The sequence below is a fragment of the Pseudomonas sp. NFPP28 genome, assembly GCF_900115535.1.
Taxonomy (GTDB): domain Bacteria; phylum Pseudomonadota; class Gammaproteobacteria; order Pseudomonadales; family Pseudomonadaceae; genus Aquipseudomonas; species Aquipseudomonas extremorientalis.
Window position 1 is genome coordinate 964552 of the sequence record NZ_FOWT01000001.1, and the last position, 22549, is coordinate 987100.

Consider the following 22549-nt stretch of genomic DNA (forward strand, 5'->3'; position numbering starts at 1 on the left):
AACGAGCAACACTCAACCTGTGGGAGGGGGCTACACCCCTCCCACAATTTTTAATGCATTCCAAGTCAGGTGGGCTGGAGTTTTTGTTCGAACACCGAGACGCCATCCAGGTCCCGCAGCACCACAGTCAACTCCGCCGTCTGCCCATCAATGTTCACCTCGCCAAAAAACTGAAACCCCGCCAGCGGCGAGGTGTTCTGCGCCGGCGGTGCCTTCTCGAACACCACTTCGGGGCCAAAGGTCTTGTCCAGCGGATTAGGCCCGAAACTCCCGGCGTTCAACGGCCCGGCGACAAACTCCCAGAACGGTTCGAAATCCTGGAACGCCGCACGATCCGGGTGGTAGTGATGCGCGGCGCAGTAGTGCACATCGGCGGTCAGCCACAGGTGGTTGCGCACGTTTTGCGCCCGTAGAAAGCCCAGCAGCTCGGCGATTTCCCATTCGCGGCCTTGCGGCGCACCGGGATCGTTGTTGGCGATGGCTTCCCAGCGCGGCACGCCGGGGCTGACTTCACCGTCGGGCACGCCGAGGCCGATGGGCATGTCGGCGGCGATGACTTTCCACTGCGCCTGGGAGCCCTTGAGTTCCCGCTTGAGCCAGTCCAATTGCGCACGCCCGAGGAAGGGTTTTTCGCCGCCGAGGTTGTCATCGTTGGGCCCGCGATAACTGCGCATATCCAGCACGAATACATCCAGCAGCGGACCGTAGCTGAGCTTGCGATAAATCCGCCCGCCGCCGTCCGCTGCCTGGCGGCGCATCGGTGAGTATTCCAGCCACGCCTGGCGCGCACGGCCGACCAGGGTATTGATGTCCTTGACCCGGTAACGCTCATCCAACTGCTTGCTCGGCGACCAGTTGTTCACCACTTCATGGTCGTCCCACTGCCAGATCTGCGGCACCTCGGCGTTGAAGCGGCGCACGTTTTCATCCATCAGGTTGTAGCGGTAATTGCCGCGATACTCCTCCAGGGTTTCAGCGACTTTACTCTTGGCCTCCGTGGTGATGTTGCGCCAGATGCGCCCGTCTTCGACGGTGAGCTGCGCGGGCACCGGGCCGTCGGCATAGATGGTGTCGCCACTGTGGATAAAAAAGTCCGGCAGACGCAGGCGCATGGCTTCGTAGATACGCATGCCGCCGATGTCCGGGTTGATGCCGAAGCCTTGGCCGACGGTGTCGCCGCTCCACACAAAACGAATGTCACGGCGCTGTTGCGGCACGCTGCGCAGGTGGCCGAACCAGGGTTCGCTGGCGATGCCGGTCTGGGCGTCCTCGAAGTGCACGCGGTAGAAGATCGCCTGGTCGACAGGCAGCCCGGTGAGCTCGACGCGGGCGGTGAAGTCGCTGCGCTGGTCGGCCAGCGGCGAAACAAAACGACGAGGGTTGCTGAACACGCTGCGGGTGTCCCACTCCACCACCATCTTGGCCGGGCGGTCGCTGCGGCTCCAGATCATGGCGCGGTCGCCGAGCAGGTCGCCGGACTGCACGCCATCGGTGAGCTGCGGCCGGTCCTTGACCGAAGCGATCACCGCCGGCGCCAGGCCCGGCAACAACAGGCCGGCGCCGACGGCTTGCATCACGCGGCGGCGGCCGAGATCGAAGTGGCTCATGCAGATGCCCTCTTGAGTATCAAAAGGGCCACTAAAGCACGCCCCGATGAAGCAGAGATGACACCTATACAGCGATCAACGGTGGGAGGGGGCTTGCCCCCGATGGCAGAGTGTCAGCCAGCACACTTATGGCTGACCCACCGCTATCGGGGGCAAGCCCCCTCCCACATTTTCAGCACCGCGTCAGACGGTCACAGTCAGTTCTTGCGCTTCGGGGCGTTTGATCAACGCGTAGACCAGGCCGGTCAGCAGGCTGCCGGCGACAATCGCCAGCAGATACGGCAATGCATGGTTCATCGCATTCGGGATCACCAGCACAAACAGGCCACCATGGGGCGCCGCCAGTACGCAGCCGAAGTACATGGACAGGGCACCGGTCAATGCACCGCCGGCGATACTGGCCGGAATCACGCGCAACGGGTCCTTCGCGGCAAACGGGATCGCGCCTTCGGAAATGAAGCACAAGCCGAGGATCATCGCCGCCTTGCCCGCTTCGCGTTCGGTCTGGGCGAACTTGCGGCGTGCCAGGAACGTGGCGATGCCCATGCCGATCGGCGGCACCATGCCGGCCGCCATGGTCGCGGCCATCGGCGCGCCGCTGTGGGCCGCCAGCAGGCCGACGGAGAATGCGTAGGCCGCCTTGTTGATCGGCCCGCCCAGGTCGACACACATCATGCCGCCCAGCAGGATGCCCAGCAGTACCGCATTGGTCGTGCCCATGGTGCTGAGAAAATCAGTCAGCCCCACCAGCATGCGCGCGACCGGCGGCCCCACCAGGTAGATCATCGCCAGGCCGGTGAACAGACTCGCCAGCAACGGGATGATCAGGATCGGCTTGAGCGCCTCCAGGCTCTGCGGCAATTTCACTGCGCGGGTGATCAACTTGACGCAATAGCCCGCGAGGAAACCGGCGAAGATGCCACCGATAAATCCTGCACCCAGGGTGCCGGCCAGCAGGCCGCCAATCATGCCCGGCGCGATGCCCGGACGGTCGGCAATCGAGTAGGCGATGTAGCCCGCCAGCAGCGGCACCATCAGCATGAAGGCGCGGTCGCCGACGGTTTTCAGCGCAGCCGCCAGGGTGCCTTCCTGTTCAAAGGCGTGAATGCCGAACACGAACGACAAGGCGATCAACAACCCGCCTGCCACCACCATCGGCAACATGAACGACACACCGGTGAGCAGGTGTTTGTACACGCCGGTTTTTTCCGGCTTGGCCACCGCGCCGCTGGCCGCGCTTTCCACCGCACCCTCGGCAAGGGCCTTGTTGAGGGTGGCTTCGGACTGCTTGAGCGCAATACCGGTGCCGCACCGGTAGATCTTCTTGCCGGCAAAGCGCTCGGTGGCGACTTCGATATCGGCGGCCAACAACACCACATCGGCATTGGCGATTGCTTCGGCGCTCAATGGCGTACGGGCACCGACCGAGCCCTGGGTTTCGACCTGCAAGTCATACCCCAGGCGCTTGGCTGTCTGCTGCAAGGCTTCGGCAGCCATGAAGGTATGGGCGACGCCGGTCGGGCAGGCGGTGATCGCAACGATGCGCGGCGCGTTCCTGGCCGGGGCTTCAGCCGCGACATACACCTGCGCCTCTTCGGCGCCACGGCGCAATACGGCGTCGACATCCGCCAACGCCTGGGCTGGTGTGCTCTGGAACACGCGCTTGCCGACAAAGCGCTGCATCTCCACCGGGGTGCTGCTGACCAGCAACACCCATTCGGCGTCGTCGATGACCGACTGGGACAATTGGCGCTCCGGGCGCTGCACATCCACCACTTCAACGCTGGTACTCCAGCCCTGGCGCTGCGCCGCGGCGTCCAACAAGCGGGCGCACAGCACACTGGTGACCATGCCGTTCGGGCAGGCAGTAACAATGGCTAACTTCATCACAAACCCTCTTATTGTTCTGTCAGCGTGCGCACGTGGACGCCGCTTTCGAGGCGCGCCAACTGCGCGTCATCGCTGATGCCAAAACCGATCTGCGTCACGGCCATGGCGGCAATTGCCGTGGCACGGCGCAAGGTCTGTTCCGGGGTATCGCCGCTGAGCAGGCCGTGCAGCATGCCGGCCAGCAGCGAGTCACCGGCGCCGACGGTACTGGCCACCGTCACCTTTGGCGGCGTGGCCTGCAACGCCGCGCCTGGGCGGTACCAAGTGACACCGGCAGCGCCATCGGAAACCACCACATGTTCCACGCCTTGCCGATGCAGTTGGCTGATTGCATCTGGGGCATGCCCCAGGGCATCGGCCAGTTCTTCAGTGTTGGGCTTGACCATCCAAGGCCCCGCCTTCAAACCGGCGCGCAGTGCTTCGCCGCTGGTGTCCAGGGCGACTTTCAACCCGAGGTTTTTCAGTTGCTCCAACAGCCCCTGGAACCACTGCGGGCTGATGCCACGCGGCAGGCTGCCGGCCACCACCACCGCATCGAATTGCGCACCGATGTCGGCGATGCGCTTGAGCAGCGCGGCTTGCGCCGCGTCACTGACCACCGGCCCCGGCGCATTGATATCGGTGACCCGGCCGTCCTGTTCGGCAATCTTGATATTGCTGCGGGTTTCGCCCGGCACGCGAATGAACGCGTCACCAAACCCACGGCGGGCGATGAGTGCCTCGAAGGCCTGGGGGTTCGCCTCGCCGAGGAAACCGCCCACGCTCACCTGATGGCCCAAATCCGCCAGCACCTGCGCCACATTCACACCCTTGCCGGCGGCATGGGTCAGCAGGGTTTCGCTGCGGTTCACTTCACCCGGTTCCAGGTGCGCCAGGCGCACCGTCAGGTCCAACGCCGGGTTCAGCGTCAGGGTCAGAATCCTTGCCATCTACACGGCCTCCACTAGGGCACGCACTTCGGCGGGCGAGCCCACCGCCAGTGCTTGTTGCGCCAGGCCCCGGGCCTCGCTCAGACTGAATTCACGCACCCGCGCCTTCACTTCCGGAATGCTGCGGGCCGACACGCTCAACTCATCCACACCCAGGCCGATCAGCACCGGCACCGCCAGCGGGTCCGCCGCCAGCTCGCCGCACACTCCGACCCATTTGCCATGGGCATGGGCGGCGCGCACGGTGATGTCGATCAGTTGCAGCACCGCCGGGTGCAGGCCATCGGCCTGGGCGGACAAGGTGGGGTGACCACGGTCGATGGCCAGGGTGTACTGGGTCAGGTCGTTGGTGCCGACGCTGAAGAAATCCACTTCCTTGGCCAACACCGGCGCGAGCAAGGCCGCCGAGGGCACTTCGATCATGATCCCCAGTTGCAGGTCCGCCACCGGGATTTCCAGGCGCAGGCGCTCGGTCATATCACGGGCGGCACGCCATTCGTCGACGCTGCCGACCATGGGGAACATGATGCGCAGCGGGCGGCTATCGGCGGACCGTAACAGCGCGCGCAATTGTGCTTCCATGATCTGCGGGCGTTGCAGGGTGAGACGGATGCCGCGCACGCCAAGGAAGGGGTTTTCTTCCTCGGCAATCGGCCAATACGGCAACGGTTTGTCGCCGCCCACATCGAGAGTACGCACCACCAGCGGGCGACCGCCAAGACCGTCGAGCACGCGGCGGTATTCGGCCTCCTGGGTGGCTTCGTCCGGCGCCTGCGGGTGGGCCATGAAAATCAGTTCGGTGCGCAGCAGGCCGATGCCTTCGGCGCCCTGTTCCACCGCGCCGGCAACCCCAGCGCTTTCGCCGATATTGGCGAACACTTCCACGGCATGGCCGTCGCGGGTCAGCGCCGGTTCATGGCGTTGCGCCGAAGCGGCTTGCAAGCGTTGTTCGCGGGTGTCGCGCTCGACCGTGGCGCGTTGCAGGGTGGCGGCATCGGGGTCGACATGCAGGCGACCGCGCTGGCCATCCAGCAGCAAGGGGGTGCCGGAGGCCAGCAGCAACACCGCCGGGCCGGCGCCGACCAGCGCCGGGATACCGAGGGCACGGGCGACGATGGCGCTGTGGGCCGTCGCGCCGCCTCGGGCGGTGAGGATGCCGGCGACGCGCGCGGGATCAAGACGCGCCACGTCCGACGGACCGACCTCGTCCATCACCAGAATGTAGGGCTCGCTCGGCTCCTGGGCGGTTTCGACGCCGCACAGTTGCGCCAATACACGGCGGCCGATGTCACGCAGGTCGGCGGCGCGCTCGGCGAGCAAGGCGTCCTGCAACGATTCCTGCTGCCTGGCGGCCGCTTCGATCACACTCATCCACGCGGCTTCGGCGCTCTCGCCTTGCTTGAGGCGGGTGTCGACTTCGTCGGTGAGTTCCGGGTCGTCGAGCATTTCCTGGTGGGTGATGAAAATCTCGCGGATCGCCTTGGAAGGGTTGCGTTCGATCAGGCCCTGGATGTCGCGGCGCACTTCGCCCAGGGCACTGTGCAGGCGCTGGCGCTCAATAGCGGAGGATTCGCCGCGCAGGGGGTAATCGAACGTTTGCTGAACCTGGATATGCGCGGGGCCAATAGCGATGCCCGGTGCGGCGGCAATGGCCTGGACCTGGCTGCCGCTGGTCGGCGCATTGACAACCGGCTCGATATCCAGGGCTGCCGGTTGGACGCTGACCGTCGGTAGCGGCTCGACCTCTTCACCGAGGCCTTCCTCCACAGCGGCGAGCAACGCGGGCAGCGCATCACCGGCAATCGTCGGCTCGGCGACAAACTCCAGCACCTGGCCACGCCGTGCGCCGAGGCTCAACAGCTTGCTCAGGCTTTTCACCGACACGGCGCCGACCGGGCCGTCAACGATGCGCACGCGGATGTCGCCGTCAAAACTTTTCGCCAACTGCGCGAGGATCTTCGCCGGGCGTGCATGCAGGCCATGGGCGTTGGCCAGGGTGACGCGGGCGCTGGGCCAGTCCGGAGGCAGTTCGCCGCCAAGCACTTCGAGCACGGCTCGGCTGCTGGTGGCGCGGCCCAGTTCCTGGCCGCGACCTTCGATGAGCAAGGCGCACAGGCGCTCCAACAGCGCTTGGTGGGCTTCACCGAGGCTGGCCAGACAGAACAGGCCATGGAGCGGCTGGCCGAGGTAACGCATGGGCTTGTCCGGGGTGACAAACGCCAGGCCCGGGCGCTTGACGGTCTGTTCACTGTGCAACCACCACAGGCCATCGCCCAGGGGCAGCGCGTCAACCTGCTGCAACACGGCGGCGAAACCATTGCTCACACAATCGGCCTGGCGCAACAGGCGTGCGCCGCGCCAGACCAACTCTTCGAAGTCGTCGGCGGACACACCCAGGCTGATCATCTGTGCATCCAGCGCCAGTTCCTGCGGTGCGCCTTGCAGCAGTTTCAGCAGGACTTCGGCGCTTCCGGCACGGCGCAATGCCTGGCCCAGGTCGGTTTCACCAAGGGCACGGGTGAGCAGTTGCAACAGGCGCAGGTGTTCGTCGGATTTGGCGGCAATGCCAATGGCCAGGTACACGATCTGGCCGTCGCCCCAGTCCACCCCTTCGGGGAACTGCAGCAGGCGCACGCCGGTAGAGAACACCTGGTCGCGGGTTTCGGGGGTGCCGTGGGGGATGGCAATACCTTGGCCGAGAAAGGTCGAGCCCTGGGCTTCACGGGCCTGCAAGCCACTGAGATAACCCTCGGCGACCAGGCCATCAGCCACCAGTTTGTCAGCGAGCAGGTGCAAGGCAGCAGATTTATCCACAGCCACCTGGCCCATGGAAATCTGCTCTACAGTGAGCTCAAGCATGCCGTTCTCCTAGTTAGTGCGGTGACCGCACTAGGTATTGTTTTAAACAAACAGTGTAATGGGTGTGCATCAATAGCTGACTGAGCAGTCAGTTGGCAGTAGCTACTCAGTCGCGAACGTCGTAAAAATACGCTGGCTGAAACGTTTAATCTAGAATTTATGGCAGATTACGCGTTAATTGCGCATCCTTGAACAACCACTCGGCACTTGAGCTGAGACATTAGTCGAGTGCTGGAATCGGTTACGATTGGACAAAATGTCGGGGGCAAGCTCCAGAAAACAAGGAAATCCCGGTTTGAAACTCAGTGATATCGCCCGTCTGGCCGGTGTGTCCGTGACCACCGCCAGCTACGTCATCAACGGCAAGGCCGAACAGCAACGCATCAGCAACGCCACCGTCGAACGGGTGCGGGCTGTCGTCGAAGCCCATGGCTTTACTCCTAACCCACAGGCCGCCGGGCTGCGCAGTCGGCACACGCGCACCCTGGGTTTCATCCTGCCCGATCTGGAAAACCCCAGTTACGCACGCATCGCCAAGCTCCTGGAGCAAGGCGCACGGGCGCGGGGCTATCAGTTGCTGATCGCCAGCTCCGACGACGACGCCGACAGCGAACGCCAGTTGCTGCAACTGTTCCGCGCGCGGCGTTGTGATGCGCTGTTCGTCGCCAGTTGCCTGCCGGCCAGCGATGACAGTTATCGCGAGCTGCAAGCCAAGGGGTTGCCGGTGATTGCCATCGACCGGGTGATGGGTGCGGATCAGTTCTGTTCGGTGGTCAGCGACGACCGCCAGGCGTGCCAGCAATTGACCAGCAGCCTGCTGCAACCGTTGCCCAAGCAGATCGTGCTGATCGGCGCACGACCCGAGCTGAGCATCAGCCAGGAACGTGCCGCTGGTTTCCGTGAAGCCCTTGCCGGGTTCACCGGCGAGGTGATCGTTGAACACGCAGAAGCCTTCAGTCGCGATTGCGGCCGACAGCTGATGGAGCAACTTCTCCAGCGACTGGGGCATTTGCCTGACGCGCTGGTAACCACGTCCTACGTGCTGCTGCAAGGCGTGTTCGACGCACTGCATGACTTCCCGCTCAAGTCGCGCCCGCTGCGCCTGGGTACCTTTGGTGATACCCAGTTGCTGGACTTCCTGCCGCTGCCGGTCAACGCCATGGCCCAGCAGCATCAACTGATCGCCGATACCGCCCTGCGCCTGGCCCTGGCGGCGATCGAAGAAGAACAGTATCAACCCGGCGTGCATGCCATCGGCCGGACGTTCAAGCAGCGTATTCACGAGGCTTGAGCGTGGAGCTGATCGACACCCATACGCACCTGGACTTCCCGGATTTCGACAGCGATCGCCGGGAAGTCCTCGCCCACAGCCGAGCGCTGGGCGTGCGGCGCATGGTGGTGTTGGGGGTGTATCAGCAGAATTGGCAAAGAGTGTGGGACCTGGTGCAAGCGGACGAAGGTTTGTTCGCCGCCTTTGGCCTGCACCCGGTGTACCTCGACGATCATCGCCCAGTTGACCTGACGGCGTTGGGCGATTGGTTGATGCGCCTGCACGGCCATCGGCAACTGTGCGCCGTGGGGGAAATAGGCCTGGATTACTTCCTCGAACAACTGGACCGCGAACGCCAGCAAAGCCTGTTTGAAGCCCAACTCAAACTGGCCGTGGACGTCCAACTGCCGGCGTTGCTGCACGTGCGCCGCAGCCACGCCGCCGTGATCGCCACCCTCAAGCGCATCCGCCTGCCCCGCGGCGGCATCATCCATGCGTTTGCCGGCAGCCTCGAAGAGGCTCGCGAGTACATCAAGCTCGGCTTCAAATTGGGGTTGGGCGGCGCCCCCACCTGGCCCCAGGCCTTGCGCATGCACAAGGTGCTGGCGCAACTGCCGCTGGACGCGGTGGTGCTGGAAACCGACTCACCCGATATGGCGCCGGCCATGTTCCCGGGCCAACGCAACAGCCCCGAACACCTGCCGGCCATCTGCACCGCCCTGGCCGAGCGCATGGGCATCAGCCCGCTATCGTTGGCTGAGGCGAGCACACGCAATGCGTGCGAGCTGTTCAATTGGTAAGACTGGCGCGACCACTTGCAGATCCAACGTGATCCGCTGCCGGTAACGGGCATAGCGCAGCGCCAGGAAATGCACCAGCAGCACCAGCAGTGACACGTTGAACTGCCCGACTACCGTGATCAACCCCACCCATTCTGTGACCAGTGCCACGATCAGCACCATGCAGGTGAACACCGCCATGCTCGGCTGCACCAGCGCCCAATGCCCCAACAACTTGAACGCCCGCAATTGCCGAGGGCAACTCAACTGCAGGAACTGCTGGCAATACGGGCAATCGAAGGGCTCTTCGATGGCGATGGCATTCAACTGCCAAGGCTTGAGTTCAAACCTGATATCACAATGGGCGCAATGCCCTTTGATGCCGACCGCAATGGTCATCGCCGTGCTCCCTGAACTTGAATTTGTCTGAAACAAATTCTCACCCATTCACCCAGCCAGAAAAGACACGCACGGAAATCAGGACAAGCGCTACACCGGCAAGCAATACGCCCTACCTACATTTCCTACACTCGAAACGCACCGATCAATTGCTTCAACTCAATCACCTGCATCGATAGCTGCCGGCTCGCCGCTTCGGTCTGGTGTGCGCCCTGGGCCGCATGCTCGCCGGCGCGGTTGATTTCGACGATGTTCTGGTCAATGTCGTGGGCGACGGCGGTCTGTTGCTCCACGGCGGCGGCAATCTGCTGGTTCTGGTCGACGATCATGCCCACGGCGCCAAGAATATTTTCCAGTGCCTGCTGGACCTTTTCCGACTGCCCGACCGTGCCACTGGCCATGGAATGGCTGGTGCCCATGGTTTTCACGGCGGCTGCCACACCGCTGTGCAGGCGGCTGATCATCTGTTCGATTTCTTCAGTGGAATGCTGAGTGCGCCGGGCCAGGGTGCGCACCTCGTCGGCCACCACTGCAAAACCACGCCCCTGTTCACCGGCACGCGCGGCTTCGATGGCCGCATTGAGTGCCAGCAGGTTGGTTTGCTCGGCAATGCTTTTGATCACCTCCAGTACGCTGCTGATGGACTGGCTGTCAGTGGCCAACTGGTTGATCACCCGTACCGACTCATCGATCTCCGAGGCCAGCCGCGCGATGCTGCCCTGCTGGGATTGCACCAGGCCACGGCCACTGACGGTTTCATCATTGACACTGTGTGCACTGCTGACTGCCGCCGCCGCGCTGCGCGCGACTTCCTGGGCAGTGGACGACATCTGGTTCATGGCCGTTGCCACCTGCTCGATCTGGCTACGCTGCCCGGACACCGCCTGGTTGCTCTGAGCCGAGATCGTTTCCACCTGGCCGGCCTGGAGCTCGACCTGGCTGACGGTGTGCCCGACGCGCTCGATCAGGTCATGGATCTTCGCCACGGTGCCGTTGAACACCTGGCCCAGGTCGCCCAACTCATCGCGACTATGCGCAACAAAAGTGACGGTCATGTCGCCGGCCGCCACCTTGTCCATCATCGCCCCCAGGCGCCGCAGCGTGGTGCGGGTGGACGCGTAGAAACCGGCGTACAAATAGAAGATCAGCAAGAACACGGCGCTCAGGGCCGACACGAGCACCACCATGTGCGTGCGGTTTTGCGCCAGGCGTTGCTCCAACTGCTGTCCGAGGAACGCCAGGGTGGCGTCATCCATCTGATAGGTCTGGGCCATCAACTGGCTGACGCCGTCGTAGAAGCCCTGCCAGGGTGCGTCGAGCGTTTCGGCCATCACCACCTGCTCTTCAAACAACTCGCTGCCATGCTTGAGGCTGGCGTTGCTGGCCGTGGCGAGGTTGTCGAGTGCCGCGTGGGCTGCGGTACTGGAGCCCAGGGCATCCTGCAACTTCAGGCCATATTCGGCCTGGAGTTTTTCCAGTTGCTGTAAAAGCTCGTCAAACCGTGTGCTTGACGAAGAATTGAGAAAACCCTGGCCCAGGGAATACGCGCCCATCGCCCGGCCTTCGCCCAGGGCCTGGGTGACTTGCGGGGTGACGCTGGTGATCAGCTCGCTGAGTTGGCGCAGGTCACTCTGGGCGTCTCGGCTGAGCCCGGATTGGCTGGCGACGATCTGGCTGAGCATCTGCGCCTTGTTGAGCAACTTGCCGATCAATGCACTTTTGCTCAGCAGCGACGTTTCCTGTTGCTGGGTCTTGAAGGCCGAAATCAACTCGTCGCGCTTGGCATTGAAAGCCGCAATCTGCTCGGGCTCGGTGGCCTTAGCGTTGAGGCCCTGCAGGCGGTTGAGCACGCTTTGTTCCAGGGCGCTGATCTTGCCGTCAAGATCGCCGGCCTTGCCGGACTGGCCGAGGGTGGCGTTGATCTGTACCTGGTTGTTGAGGGTTTCCAGATCGCGGCGCAGGGCCAGGCTGCTGCCAAGTAAATCGAGGCTTTGCAGTTCGACGCGAGTGCCCTGGAATTCACGCCATGAGTCACGCACCAAGTAATAGTTGGTTGCCAGCATCGGCAGCAGGAACAATACGCTGATCAGGCTGAACTTCATGCCGAAGCTCAGGCGATTCATCAAGGCGACGGCGGGATAGAGCAAGCTCTTCACAGGTGAACTCCCTTTCTTTTATTTTTATTGAGGTGCAGGGCGGCAGTTAGCCAGCATCTGTATAGCTCAATTTGAGAGGGAGTTTTGTAACTTAAGGTTAATGGTTGGGGGGGCTGCTTCGCAGCCCAACGCGGGGCAAGCCCGCTCGCCACAAGCAAGCCCGCTCGCCACAGGCGAGACTGCTCACTACGGCGAGCCGGCTTCTACAGGGTCAGGGTAGGACGGTCCAGATGGCGAAGCCGGCGTACCACAGCACCGCTGCGCGTAGCAACAGTTCCCAGAGTCGGTCCAGGCTGTTGATGCCATCGGGACCGACCGCAGGGGGTGGGATTTCGGCGGCGACCAGGCCGACTTTTTCCACCAGTTGGGCGGCGCTGATGTCCCAGCTCAGCAGTTCATGGAGCATCACACGGCTGACCGCAACGAAATTTCCGACCAGGGCAAAGCTGGCGGCCAGCAGGCGTACCGGCAGCCAATCGAACGCGTGGCGCAGTTGCCCGGCCCGCTCGGCTACCAAAGGGTTTTTGCTGTGTTCACTGGCCAGTGCGAGCAGCCGATAAGCCAGTGCGGCAACCGGGCCCAGCAGGAAGTACCAGAAAATCACCGCGAAAAAACTCTGGTAGGCCTGCCATAACAGATGACCCTGGACGCGTTCGAGCAATTGCTCGCCACTGTCGGCGCTCAGGCTCAGGTCACGTTCGGTCACATGCTCGGCGGCCTGCAGGTCACCCCGTCGCCAGGCATCGCGGAACGGACCAAGCCCGGCAAGCAGGTCACCACGACCCAGGCTGTAGATCACCACCAACAGGTGCACCGGTAGCGCCAGCAGCCCGTACGCCACCGGCTCCAGCACCAGCAGCAACAGCGCCAGCAAGGCCACCGGCAACAACACCAGCAACGCCAGAATCAGCCAGGGCTGCTTGCCCATGCGCGGGCTCGATTCCAGCTTGGCCAGTTCGCGCAACCAACCACCATCTCGCTGCAACCGCTGGCGCAGGGCCGAAAACTTCTCGATCCATACAGCCAGCACCAACACCAGGAAACTCATCGTGCGTGTCCTCCATCCTGCAGGGCGCTGCGAAAGCGCGTCCAATCAAAAGCGGGGCCGGGATCGGTCTTGCGTCCCGGAGCGATATCGCTGTGACCACAAATGCGCTCAGGGGTGATGCCTGGGTAAGCCACCAGCAACTGGCGGGTCAGGTCGATCAGTGCGGCATATTGAGCGTCGGTGAACGGCAGATCATCCGTGCCCTCCAGCTCTATCCCCAGGGAAAAATCATTGCAGGTGTCCCGCCCCTCGAAATACGACACCCCGGCGTGCCAGGCACGGTGGATGCAGGATACAAACTGCGTCACAGCGCCATCACGCTCAATCAGAAAATGCGCTGATACCCGTAGGTCGGCAATCCCTTCAAAGTAGGGATGTTCCGTGACATCCAGGCGGTTCTGGAAAAATTCCTGCACTTTGCCGGTGGCGAACTGCGCCGGTGGCAGGCTGATGTTATGCACCACCAACAATGAGATTTCGCCGGCGGGGCGCTCGTTGAAGTTGGGCGAAGGGCAATGACGGATGCCCTGGCACCAACCGATGGTGGGGTCCAACTGCATACAGGTTCCTTGAACGATACAAAGTGTGACCAGTATGCCGCGTTAGACCCTCCGGTTGCGATCACTTGCCGCGATTGAGTTGACGCAGCTTGTCCACCACAGCAGTCAGGGCGCGCTCGAACAGGGGCCCGTCTTCCAGCGTGTGCAGTGCGCCACGCTTGAACGCCATTGCCAGTTGGCCGGCGCTCTTTTCCAACACCTTGAGCCCCGTGCGGCTGATGAACACATAAGTGTTGGCCGGCGCCATGATCGCTGTCAGCTTGCAGCGCAGCGTGCTGGCCTGGCCTTCCTGGAAGAGTACCCAGTCGCCCACCTTGAGTTGGAGAGCCTTGTACAGGTCAGGATCGTTACCCGGCAGCTCGGTGACCGGGTCGGGTGACGCCGTACTCAGCACAAATGGCTCACGCACCTCGATCAGCTCATCAACGCCTTCAGGTGCCTGGATATGCAACGCCTGCAAGCGCACAAAGAATTCTCGGGTGCTGAAGGGGTCGAACGCCGCGCTGGTCAAACCGTCGCGCAAGGCCTTGAGCAAACCCGGCAGTTGGTCCAGCAAACGTCGCCCGGCCTCGGTGTCCTGCTGCAGGCCGACGCTCCAGATCAACTCGTCCATGGTGCGCAGCCCAGCTTGCCATTGCACTGACTGCTCGCCGTGCTTGAGGCTCGCCAGCAGCAACACCTGGCTCCAGGCCTGTTGGAGGAACTGCACCACAGGACGCGGCAGGACCTTGCCCAACAGCCGTTTATTCAGCACATCAGCCACACGCTGGCGGGCGGCTTCAGTGCGCACACGCCCGGCTTCGGCATCGCGGGTGTGCTGTTCGAGCAAGTCGCTGCGCCGACGTTCCTCGGCGGCAAACGCGCTGAACTCGGCGAGCAATTGAGAAAAAATCGCCGGATCTTCGACAAATTCGTTGAGCAGGCGCTGCACCACTTGCTCGATGCGCAGGTAGAGAGGGTCGCATGCCTGGCTATCACACGGGCTGCAGCCCATGGCGACGGTCGCGACTTCATTGAGCAGGCGCCGCGCCGGATGGCTGGCGCGACTGAAAAAACTCTTGTCCAGCAACGCCACTTTCAGCAGAGGGATCTGCAAGCGGCCGATCAGGGCCTTGAAGGCATCGGGCACGGTACGGTCATTGAGGATGAACTCAAACAGCAGCGCGACCAGATTGATCACGTCTTCGTCCGCGTCCTCCACCACCCGCGACTTACCACTCTTGACGCTGACACGGGTGAGCAATTGTTCAAGCTGGCTGCGCAGGTCGAAATCGTCCTCCGACTCAGGCTCCGGCACGTACTGCTGCAAATGGGAGAGCAGGCGCAGCAGGTCCTGGGTGGAAATGGGCAACGGCTCGGCGCTGGCCTCAAGCGTCGGCGCCACGCTGCCACGCACCGCCGTCAGCAACGGCTGAAGCGCGGCGAAGGCTTCCTGGCCATTTTCGTCACCGGACCGGTCGGCGACTGGCGAAGTTGCTTCGCGCGGATGCTCGGGTGCCGCACGCCCATCGATGCGCCGTGACGGTACGGCCTTGAGTTCAGGCAAGACGCCGGTTGCGACCAGCAGTTGATTGGCTTCACCGTATAGCTGGTCGGCGTCACTGAGCACGTATTTTTCAAAGAGCTTGAGCATGACCAGTTTGACGCGGATCTCCACGCCCAGGCTGCGCCCCGCCCGCAGGAAAAACTCACACAGCAGCGCCGGCCCCAGCGGGTTCTCACGATCATCCAGACGGTTGCCCAGTAAAGCGCTCAAGCGTGCCGTAAGTTGCGCAAGAGCCAGGCCGTCACGGTGGCGCACCCGACCCAACATGGCGTCAAGCGCCACGGCTTTTTCCAGGTCGTCCCTGGTCGAACCCGGCACGCCGTCGTAGGAAACCACCGGCACCAGTTGCAGCTCGCCCCGCCCTGCCTGGCCCAGACTGGCAAAGGCGTCGAAAAGACGCTCCATGAACACACGTTCGAAATTCTTGCGCTTGAGGCGCAGATCACGCATGGCTTCAAAGAAAATATGGTGATCGAGGTTGTTGCGCGCCTTGTCGGCCATTTCGAACAGTGTGTCGTCGGCGTTATCGAACAGCTCCTGCAACCCTTGCTGCAACTGTTGCGCCGCTTTGTCGCGAACCTGCAGCAACACCACCGGCAGTCGGGCGAGCGGCGATGGCGTGGCATGCGCCTTCTTGATTGGCACCACCTTTCCGTCATTGTGCATCCTGGCCTCCTGAAACGGCGGTATTGGGCGAGACGTCAAAGCTATGACGCCAATTGCAAGGCGCGAGATTATCTTGCAAACAAGGGGGTTTGCGCCAGCACACTCTGTCATTTGGCGGTAAATGAGCAGGTCGCTGGGTTCAGACGCGCACTGCCCCTATAATCGGGGCACTTTGTCTGTGGAGCCTGTTATGCCGAACCTCCGTCTTGCCGACCTCACCGCCGAAATCGAAGCCAACGTGCGCCGCGCACTGCTGGAAGACATCGGCAGCGGCGACATCACTGCGCAGTTGATCCCGGCCGAACGGCTGGCCACGGCCACCATCATCACCCGCGATGCCGCAGTGATCGCCGGCACCGCCTGGGTGGATGCGGTGTTCCGCCAGCTGGACCCACGGGTAGCCGTGCATTGGCAGGTGGCCGATGGCGAACGCGTCAGCCCCAACCAGGTGCTGTTCCACCTTGAAGGCCCGGCGCGCTCGCTGCTCAGCGGCGAACGCTGCGCACTGAATTTCCTGCAACTGCTGTCCGGCGTCGCCACGCGTGCCCAATTTCTGGCGGACTTTGTTTCCAGCACCCAGGTCAAGCTGCTGGATACCCGCAAAACCCTGCCGGGCCTGCGCTTGGCGCAGAAGTACGCAGTGACCTGCGGCGGCTGCCACAACCACCGCATTGGTTTGTATGACGCTTTTTTGATCAAGGAAAACCATATCGCGGCCAGCGGCGGCATTGCCCAGGCGATTGCGGCCGCACACCGGATCGCACCCGGCAAGCCGGTGGAAATCGAAGTGGAAAGCCTGGATGAACTGCGCGAAGCCCTGGCCGCAGATGCGGACATCGTCATGCTGGATGAATTGAGCCTGGAAGACATGCGTGAAGCCGTGCGCCTGAACGGCGGCCAGGCCAAGCTGGAAGCCAGCGGCGGGATCAATGAAGACACCCTGCTGCCCATCGCGGAGACAGGGGTGGACTACATCTCGATTGGCGCGATGACCAAGGATGTGAAGGCGGTGGATTTGTCGATGCGCCTGAGTATCTAGACCGTTGCAAGCGGTAGTGAGCGGGGGCAGCCCGCTCACTACACACTTCAGACTACAAGGTCATTCATCTCGCAGTACTCTTCCCATTCGACACCCAGCACTTCGGCCGCCTCTTTGTGCAAGGCCAGTCGTGCCGCTTCGAATTCTTCCGGTGTCGAGGTGTACTTGAGGGTCAGCTCCCAAGGCTGATAGCCCTGGCTCTCGGCTTCATCCTCGAATGCCCACTGGATCTGGTCGCGCTGATCATCGGCGCTCAGGTCCTTGATCTCTTCTTTAAGCTGCGGCGATTCCTCGAGGTATTTTTCGAGGGCTGCTTGATGCCGAACTTCCTGGGTCATTTCAGTCGTGGTCATGTTGTTCTCTTAGATCGAGGAATGGGGATGCATCTGGGTCATCAAGGTTGCGCAGATACAAAAGAGCAGGCTCAAATGCCGGCTCGTCTGGCCTTCAGAACCATTCTGGGATCATCTGAAAACGGTGTTGCCATGGTGCCTTTTTGCCCGAGACAGGAATCGAACCTGCGACCTTCGCGTTACGAGTGCGCTGCTCTACCGACTGAGCTACACGGGCGGTGGGCTAAAGCTAGCACTGCATTGGGAGTCCGGCAACTTGCGGCCTTCAGCGCGCAATCACGCCCTGGGCCCAGAAACGGGGTTGCAGCAGGTCGACATGAGTGTCCAGGTACTGCTGCTGGGCTTGCTTGATGTGAGGCACATCGCGAGCTGCGATAAAAACCAGCAGACCGACGGCCAGCACACTCAGCACTTTCCAGGCTGCCCAGGCCAGTGGCAACGCGGCGGTTCCCGGGGTTTTCCACACATGCAACGCCATCAGCCAGCCCACCACCAGCGCCAGCCAGACCTGGGAATTGGGCATCACCATCACGCCGTCGACCATGGACTGCACCAACGCCCCTACCAAGGCCGCAAACAGGCATAGCCGCAACAGATCAGCACGAGTGTTGGAAAGCGCTCGTTCACGCAACACGCTGAACGTCGCCCAGCCGCCTCGCCACGCCAGAGCCACCACGCACAAGGCCGATGGCACACCCCATTCACTCGCCCATTGCAGGATGGCCTGGTGTGGATGAGCGGCGATTTCATTGGCGATATCGGCAAAATGCATCGGTCCGAAGCCCAACCATGGACATTCCACGATCATATGCCAAGCCTGCCACCAGATCGGACCGCGGCCCGATAGGGAGGTGGTGAGGCGGTCACTGGCGCTCTTGGAGACCTCGACCCCCAGGTAATCCGCCACTACCGCAAACACCAGCCAGTACAGCAGCAGCCCGCCAAACATCGCGGCCAGTTGCCAACCCAGCCATCGTCGCCCCGAGGCGCCAAGTACAGCCAGCACACCCCCGGCCACGCACATGCCAAGCCAGGTACCGCGCGTACCACCGGCGATCGCAATCATCCACCACACGCACAGCAACGCGAACACCGCCCCCTTGAGCGGACGCGAGATCACAGGGATCAACAAAGGAAGCGCCAACAGCGGCAGCGTGAACGTCTGAAACTGGCCGTAGAAGCGCTTGTTGGAAAAACCGGACAGCAGCAGGTCAGGGTCCAGCGCACGTTCAGCGCTGATAAACACAAGTGTGCCTGCATACAGGTATTGAATCGACTTGATCAAACACAGCAGCACCACCACCATGACCAAGGCGCGATCCAAAGGCTCACCGCCCTGGCGACGCAGCAAGGCAAACGCCACGGCAATCGACCCGCAACTGACAAACAGCGCCATTTCGGCAAGTGCCCAGAGCGGCTGATGGGCCAGCATGGATGACACCAGGCCAAGCACGATAATCAGTATCAGGCCCAGGGCGGTTGGCCTGTCCAACAATTGGCCGACAGGGACCACGGACACCCCATACAGCACCGCACACGCTCCGATGGCAATCTGCATAGCCCGCTGCAAATCATGCCCACTGAAGGGTGCACATATTCCGGCCACCAGCAGGCACACCACTGTCACCAGGAAAACACTGCCACGCTGCTGTATAGATAAAGCCATCGGCCGCCTCAACTTCCCTGTGGATGGTTCGGCAACTATGCCCCGTCGGCGCCGCAGCCCTTGGCAACATATTTCGCATCAGCGGTGGTGCTGCATTTCCAACCGGTGGTGGCGTTGCGCGTCAGGCTGATGGTCTTGCCCAACACCGGCGCAGGGGCGTCGAGTATTTCGCAACTGATGGTGCCCGCGCCGGTAGCCACATCCCCTGTCACGTTGATCGTGCAATTGGCGGTGGGGCTAGTGCCGCCGATCAATGCCAAGGTCGGCACTGTGCCCTGGTTGAGGGTGTCTTCATACCCGGGCTTCAACGCGGTGATTTCAGCCAGCCCTGCAGTGAACTTGGCCTTGGCCTGGTGCGTGGTGTACATGGGCAGGCCAATGGTGGCCAAAATGCCGATGATTGCAACGACAATCAGCAGCTCGATCAGGGTAAAACCTTTTTGACGTCTCACATTCACTCTCCAGGATAGAACTCATGACAAGGCGCTTCCTGCGCCCCGTGTTGTGCAGCGGCGCCAGTGTACTCATCCGCAGGCCGTCAATCGCGCACAGGACGCACATTCTGACATTTTATCCGCCACCGCCCGCCTGTCCGAATCCGTCACCTGACTAAGCTATACATCTTCAACGACCTCTGTGCGGAACGGTGACATGGACAACGCTTCAACGATCTACGCTTGGGAAGGCATCAACCGCAAAGGGCGCAGGGTGTCCGGGCACAGCACCGGGCACAACCCTGCCCTGGTCAAGGCTCAGCTACGCCGACAAGGCATCAGCCCAGGGCTTGTACGCAAGCATTCTCCAGTTCTAGCGGGCCTCAAGCCATCTATCAAATCAGCGGATATCACCCTGCTCACGCGCCAACTGGCAACCTTGCTGAAGGCCGGGATTCCGCTGCTGCAAGCCCTCGACATCATCAGCGAAGGCTTTGACAACGCTACGCTGCGCGAGCTGCTACAGGGGTTGCAACAGTCAATCGCCGCTGGCACCAGCCTTGCCGACGCGTTGCGCAAGCATCCGCGCTGTTTCGATGAGTTGTATTGCAACCTGGTGGCGGCCGGCGAACAGGCCGGTGCCCTTGAAACCTTGCTGGAGCGCGTAGCGATTCATAGGGAAAAGAGCGAGCAGTTAAAGGCCAGGATCAAAAAAGCCATGACCTATCCGATCACCGTGCTGATAGTCGCCAGCCTGGTCACCGGCGTGCTGCTGGTCCACGTAGTGCCGCAGTTCCAAAGCCTGTTCGCCGGAGTCGACGGCAAACTGCCCGGCTTCACCTTGCAGGTGATCGCTTTGTCCGAGTTCATGCAGCGAGCCTGGTGGGGCGTGGCACTGGGCCTGCTTGCCGCGGGTTTTGGGTTGCGCCACGCCTACCATGCCTTACCGGCTTTCCAGCTGTGGCTGGATGCCGGTTTGTTGAAAGCACCCGTTGCAGGCAAACTGCTGAGAAAATCGGCCGTGGCCCGCTACGCCCGCACGCTGTCCACCACCTTCGCCGCCGGTGTTCCATTGGTGCAGGCGCTGGACTCGGTGGCCGGGGCCGCCGGTTCTGGGCCGTTCAGACAGGCAATCGAGCATATGCGACACGACGTATCCACTGGCATGCAACTGAATCAATCCATGGCCGTCAGCGGCCTGTTTCCCGGCATGGCCATCCAGATGACGGCCATCGGCGAAGAGTCGGGCACGCTTGACCGCATGCTGGAGAAGGTCGCCAACCATTACGAGGCCGATGTGGACACCCTGGTCGATCACCTCACTAGCCTGATGGAGCCTCTGATCATGGTGGTACTGGGGGGCATCGTCGGCGCGCTGGTGATTGCCATGTACCTGCCGGTATTCCAACTGGGGAGCGCATTTTGAGCCTGCTGCTGGGCGAGCATCCCTGGGCGTTTGTTGCGATAGCGTCGGTGCTGGGGCTGATCGTCGGCAGTTTTCTAAACGTGCTGGTGTGGCGCCTGCCGAAAATGCTCGAGCGGGAATGGCGCGCCCAGGCCCATGAAGTGCTGGGCTTGCCCGCAGAACCAGCCGGGCCGACCTACAACCTGATGCAGCCCAACTCCTGCTGCCCACACTGCAACCATCCCATACGCCCATGGGAAAATATCCCGCTGCTCAGCTACCTGTTCCTGCGCGGCCGCTGCGCGCATTGCCAAGGGGCGATCAGCATCCGCTACCCCCTCACGGAACTGGTATGCGGTTTGATCTCGGCCTGGGTGGCCTGGCATTTCGGAGTTGGCTGGCAGGCAGGAATGGTGATGGTGCTGAGTTGGGGGTTGTTGGCGATGAGCCTGATCGACGCCGACCATCAACTGCTGCCGGATGTGCTGGTAATGCCGCTGCTGTGGCTGGGACTGATCGTCAACAGTCTCGGCCTGCTGACAACATTGGCCGACGCCCTGTGGGGCGCCGTGATTGGCTACATGAGCCTGTGGAGCGTGTTCTGGTTGTTCAAGCTGGCCACCGGCAAGGACGGCATGGGCCACGGCGACTTCAAGTTGCTGGCGGTGCTCGGCGCCTGGGGTGGCTGGCAGATCCTGCCGATGACGCTGTTGATGTCGTCACTGGTCGGGGTATTTGTCGGCTTGATCCTGATGCGCCTGCGCAACACCCTGGCATCGGCACCGATGCCTTTTGGACCGTATCTGGCGACTGCCGGCTGGATTGCATTGCTCTGGGGTGGTCAAATAAGCGACTTCTATTTGCAGTCTGTCGGTTTCAGATGACCACTCGCGTTGCAACACCCTGGATTCTAGGCCTTACCGGCGGCATCGGCAGCGGCAAAAGCGCGGCGGCCCAACACTTTATCGACCTGGGTATCGACTTGGTGGACGCCGATCACGCCGCCCGCTGGGTAGTAGAGCCTGGTCGGCCGGCATTGGAGCGCATCGCCGAGCACTTTGGTGCTGGCGTACTTCAGCCAGACGGCCAACTGGACCGCGCCGCATTACGCAAGCTGATCTTTGAAGTACCCGAAGAGCGGCGCTGGCTCGAAGCCTTGCTGCACCCGTTGATTGGCGAGGAGATCCGCAGCCACCTGGCACGCGCAAAATCGCCTTACGCGATACTGGTGTCGCCGCTGCTGATCGAATCCGGCCAGTACAGCATGACCCAGCGCATCCTGGTGATCGACGTGCCGCAATCGCTGCAGATTCAGCGTACCCTGCAGCGCGACGGCATCAACGAGCAACAGGTGCAGGCGATCCTCAAGGCCCAATCCAGCCGCGAAGACCGCCTGAAACATGCCGATGATGTACTGGTCAATGACCAGGACCTTGCCTGGCTGCACAGCGAGGTCGAGCGACTGCACCACTTTTACCTTACTTTGCGTGGAGGCCGATCATGAGCCAACCCTTGACCGTCGACTGCCCGACCTGCGGCGCACCCGTGGAATGGAAAGCGACCAACCTCAACCGGCCGTTCTGCTCGGACCGCTGCAAACTCATCGACCTGGGCGCCTGGGCCGCTGAAGAACACAAGATTCCCGTAGCCCCGGATGCCGAAGACGAGCTGTTTTCCGAAGACCTGCCCCCGCGCCACTAAGGGCGCATGAAGGCGTATTCCTGCTGGTCGTCGAGGTTCTCTGCAAGGTATTGCAGCTCGTCGGCCAGGTCTTCGAAACTGCGCACCCCCTTGCTCTGCTGCACCACTGCGCTGAGCATGGCGCGCAAGGTCAGGCCTGGGTCAAAACCGATTTCCTGTGCCGCATCCTGGCTTCTGCGCAACTCCTGCCGAGCCCATTCGTACACACTCATGATCCGCGCTCCTGGAAAAATTTCGCAGAG

20 protein-coding genes, 1 tRNA gene and 1 pseudogene are annotated in these 22549 nt (G+C 62.2%); 7 read left to right on the top strand and 15 right to left on the bottom strand.

Annotated features, from left to right (window positions below; genetic code table 11):
- Positions 1-65: 65 nt before the first annotated feature.
- From BM110_RS04545 to ptsP, 4 genes are all read right to left on the bottom strand, one after another.
- Positions 66-1607, bottom strand: a complete 1542-nt coding sequence (locus tag BM110_RS04545) for an alkaline phosphatase D family protein (protein ID WP_093512523.1) — start codon at positions 1605-1607, stop codon at positions 66-68.
- Between the two features lie 183 nt (positions 1608-1790).
- A complete protein-coding gene (locus BM110_RS04550; protein ID WP_092240672.1) occupies positions 1791-3494 on the bottom strand; it encodes a PTS fructose-like transporter subunit IIB in 1704 nt (567 codons plus the stop codon).
- 11 nt (positions 3495-3505) lie between these two features.
- Complete coding sequence (pfkB, locus tag BM110_RS04555) at positions 3506-4426, bottom strand: 1-phosphofructokinase (RefSeq protein WP_092240670.1); 921 nt, start codon at positions 4424-4426, stop codon at positions 3506-3508.
- Positions 4427-7285 (bottom strand): phosphoenolpyruvate--protein phosphotransferase, encoded by a 2859-nt coding sequence (gene ptsP, locus BM110_RS04560; RefSeq protein WP_093512525.1) that lies wholly within the window; start codon positions 7283-7285, stop codon positions 4427-4429.
- Positions 7286-7580: 295 nt separating this feature from the next.
- On the opposite strand from ptsP, the gene cra reads away from it, so the two are divergent.
- Positions 7581-8576 carry a catabolite repressor/activator gene (gene cra, locus BM110_RS04565; RefSeq protein WP_071491092.1) on the top strand — a complete coding sequence of 332 codons (996 nt, stop codon included), beginning with the start codon at positions 7581-7583 and terminating at the stop codon, positions 8574-8576.
- 2 nt (positions 8577-8578) lie between these two features.
- A complete protein-coding gene (locus tag BM110_RS04570) occupies positions 8579-9355 on the top strand; it encodes a TatD family hydrolase (RefSeq protein WP_093512527.1) in 777 nt (258 codons plus the stop codon).
- On the opposite strand, the gene BM110_RS04575 is transcribed toward BM110_RS04570, so the two are convergent.
- From BM110_RS04575 to BM110_RS04595, 6 genes and pseudogenes are all read right to left on the bottom strand, one after another.
- Positions 9302-9733, bottom strand: a complete 432-nt coding sequence (locus tag BM110_RS04575; protein WP_092240664.1) for a hypothetical protein — start codon at positions 9731-9733, stop codon at positions 9302-9304. The two genes, BM110_RS04570 and BM110_RS04575, sit on opposite strands and share 54 nt — an antisense overlap.
- A 125-nt stretch (positions 9734-9858) precedes the next feature.
- Positions 9859-10788, bottom strand: coding sequence for a methyl-accepting chemotaxis protein (locus tag BM110_RS30050; protein WP_371914362.1), 930 nt, complete (start codon positions 10786-10788; stop codon positions 9859-9861).
- Positions 10765-11856, bottom strand: a pseudogene (locus BM110_RS30055) (methyl-accepting chemotaxis protein); the annotation flags it as partial. The pseudogene BM110_RS30055 and the gene BM110_RS30050, both read right to left, overlap by 24 nt.
- A 244-nt stretch (positions 11857-12100) precedes the next feature.
- On the bottom strand, positions 12101-12937 hold the full coding sequence (gene ampE, locus BM110_RS04585; RefSeq protein ID WP_092240660.1) for a regulatory signaling modulator protein AmpE: 837 nt from the start codon (positions 12935-12937) through the stop codon (positions 12101-12103).
- Positions 12934-13497: a 1,6-anhydro-N-acetylmuramyl-L-alanine amidase AmpD gene (gene ampD / locus BM110_RS04590; RefSeq protein WP_093512531.1), complete on the bottom strand. Its 564-nt coding sequence runs from the start codon at positions 13495-13497 to the stop codon at positions 12934-12936. Before ampD ends, ampE begins: the two co-directional genes overlap by 4 nt.
- A 61-nt stretch (positions 13498-13558) precedes the next feature.
- Complete coding sequence (locus tag BM110_RS04595; RefSeq protein ID WP_093512533.1) at positions 13559-15709, bottom strand: DUF1631 domain-containing protein; 2151 nt, start codon at positions 15707-15709, stop codon at positions 13559-13561.
- Positions 15710-15899: 190 nt separating this feature from the next.
- Between BM110_RS04595 and nadC the strand changes: the two genes are divergently transcribed.
- On the top strand, positions 15900-16748 hold the full coding sequence (gene nadC / locus BM110_RS04600) for a carboxylating nicotinate-nucleotide diphosphorylase (RefSeq protein WP_093512535.1): 849 nt from the start codon (positions 15900-15902) through the stop codon (positions 16746-16748).
- 47 nt (positions 16749-16795) lie between these two features.
- Here the strand turns inward: nadC and BM110_RS04605 are convergent, their stop codons facing one another.
- The 4 genes from BM110_RS04605 to BM110_RS04620 form a co-directional block, all read right to left on the bottom strand.
- Entirely contained in the window at positions 16796-17101 is a 306-nt protein-coding gene (locus BM110_RS04605; protein WP_033903347.1) for a DUF6388 family protein, read from the bottom strand.
- Positions 17102-17245: 144 nt separating this feature from the next.
- Positions 17246-17318 (bottom strand) — tRNA-Thr (locus BM110_RS04610).
- A gap of 48 nt (positions 17319-17366) precedes the next feature.
- On the bottom strand, positions 17367-18767 hold the full coding sequence (locus BM110_RS04615) for an O-antigen ligase family protein (RefSeq protein WP_093512537.1): 1401 nt from the start codon (positions 18765-18767) through the stop codon (positions 17367-17369).
- A gap of 35 nt (positions 18768-18802) precedes the next feature.
- Positions 18803-19225 (bottom strand): pilin, encoded by a 423-nt coding sequence (locus BM110_RS04620; RefSeq protein WP_093119920.1) that lies wholly within the window; start codon positions 19223-19225, stop codon positions 18803-18805.
- Positions 19226-19418: 193 nt separating this feature from the next.
- On the opposite strand from BM110_RS04620, the gene BM110_RS04625 reads away from it, so the two are divergent.
- The 4 genes from BM110_RS04625 to yacG are packed head-to-tail and all read left to right on the top strand — an operon-like array spanning position 19419 to position 22307.
- Positions 19419-20627, top strand: coding sequence for a type II secretion system F family protein (locus tag BM110_RS04625; protein WP_093119922.1), 1209 nt, complete (start codon positions 19419-19421; stop codon positions 20625-20627).
- Positions 20624-21490 (top strand): prepilin peptidase, encoded by an 867-nt coding sequence (locus BM110_RS04630; RefSeq protein ID WP_093512539.1) that lies wholly within the window; start codon positions 20624-20626, stop codon positions 21488-21490. Before BM110_RS04625 ends, BM110_RS04630 begins: the two co-directional genes overlap by 4 nt.
- Positions 21487-22110, top strand: a complete 624-nt coding sequence (gene coaE / locus BM110_RS04635) for a dephospho-CoA kinase (protein WP_071491080.1) — start codon at positions 21487-21489, stop codon at positions 22108-22110. The genes BM110_RS04630 and coaE overlap by 4 nt, the downstream gene beginning before the upstream one ends.
- Positions 22107-22307: a DNA gyrase inhibitor YacG gene (yacG, locus tag BM110_RS04640; protein ID WP_003188437.1), complete on the top strand. Its 201-nt coding sequence runs from the start codon at positions 22107-22109 to the stop codon at positions 22305-22307. Before coaE ends, yacG begins: the two co-directional genes overlap by 4 nt.
- Here the strand turns inward: yacG and BM110_RS04645 are convergent.
- Positions 22304-22519 carry a hypothetical protein gene (locus BM110_RS04645; protein ID WP_003171680.1) on the bottom strand — a complete coding sequence of 72 codons (216 nt, stop codon included), beginning with the start codon at positions 22517-22519 and terminating at the stop codon, positions 22304-22306. The genes yacG and BM110_RS04645 overlap by 4 nt on opposite strands.
- Between the last annotated feature and the right edge of the window lie 30 nt (positions 22520-22549).

Bases quoted from the DNA above. Each gene is read 5' to 3' on its own strand.
- BM110_RS04545 (WP_093512523.1), bottom strand. From the start codon at position 1,607: ATGAGCCACTTCGATCTCGGCCGCCGCCGCGTGATGCAAGCCGTCGGC.
- BM110_RS04550 (WP_092240672.1), bottom strand. From the start codon at position 3,494: ATGAAGTTAGCCATTGTTACTGCCTGCCCGAACGGCATGGTCACCAGT.
- pfkB (WP_092240670.1), bottom strand. From the start codon at position 4,426: ATGGCAAGGATTCTGACCCTGACGCTGAACCCGGCGTTGGACCTGACG.
- ptsP (WP_093512525.1), bottom strand. From the start codon at position 7,285: ATGCTTGAGCTCACTGTAGAGCAGATTTCCATGGGCCAGGTGGCTGTG.
- BM110_RS04575 (WP_092240664.1), bottom strand. From the start codon at position 9,733: ATGACCATTGCGGTCGGCATCAAAGGGCATTGCGCCCATTGTGATATC.
- BM110_RS30050 (WP_371914362.1), bottom strand. From the start codon at position 10,788: ATGACCGTCACTTTTGTTGCGCATAGTCGCGATGAGTTGGGCGACCTG.
- ampE (WP_092240660.1), bottom strand. From the start codon at position 12,937: ATGAGTTTCCTGGTGTTGGTGCTGGCTGTATGGATCGAGAAGTTTTCG.
- ampD (WP_093512531.1), bottom strand. From the start codon at position 13,497: ATGCAGTTGGACCCCACCATCGGTTGGTGCCAGGGCATCCGTCATTGC.
- BM110_RS04595 (WP_093512533.1), bottom strand. From the start codon at position 15,709: ATGCACAATGACGGAAAGGTGGTGCCAATCAAGAAGGCGCATGCCACG.
- nadC (WP_093512535.1), top strand. From the start codon at position 15,900: ATGCCGAACCTCCGTCTTGCCGACCTCACCGCCGAAATCGAAGCCAAC.
- BM110_RS04605 (WP_033903347.1), bottom strand. From the start codon at position 17,101: ATGACCACGACTGAAATGACCCAGGAAGTTCGGCATCAAGCAGCCCTC.
- BM110_RS04615 (WP_093512537.1), bottom strand. From the start codon at position 18,767: ATGGCTTTATCTATACAGCAGCGTGGCAGTGTTTTCCTGGTGACAGTG.
- BM110_RS04625 (WP_093119922.1), top strand. From the start codon at position 19,419: ATGGACAACGCTTCAACGATCTACGCTTGGGAAGGCATCAACCGCAAA.
- coaE (WP_071491080.1), top strand. From the start codon at position 21,487: ATGACCACTCGCGTTGCAACACCCTGGATTCTAGGCCTTACCGGCGGC.
- yacG (WP_003188437.1), top strand. From the start codon at position 22,107: ATGAGCCAACCCTTGACCGTCGACTGCCCGACCTGCGGCGCACCCGTG.
- BM110_RS04645 (WP_003171680.1), bottom strand. From the start codon at position 22,519: ATGAGTGTGTACGAATGGGCTCGGCAGGAGTTGCGCAGAAGCCAGGAT.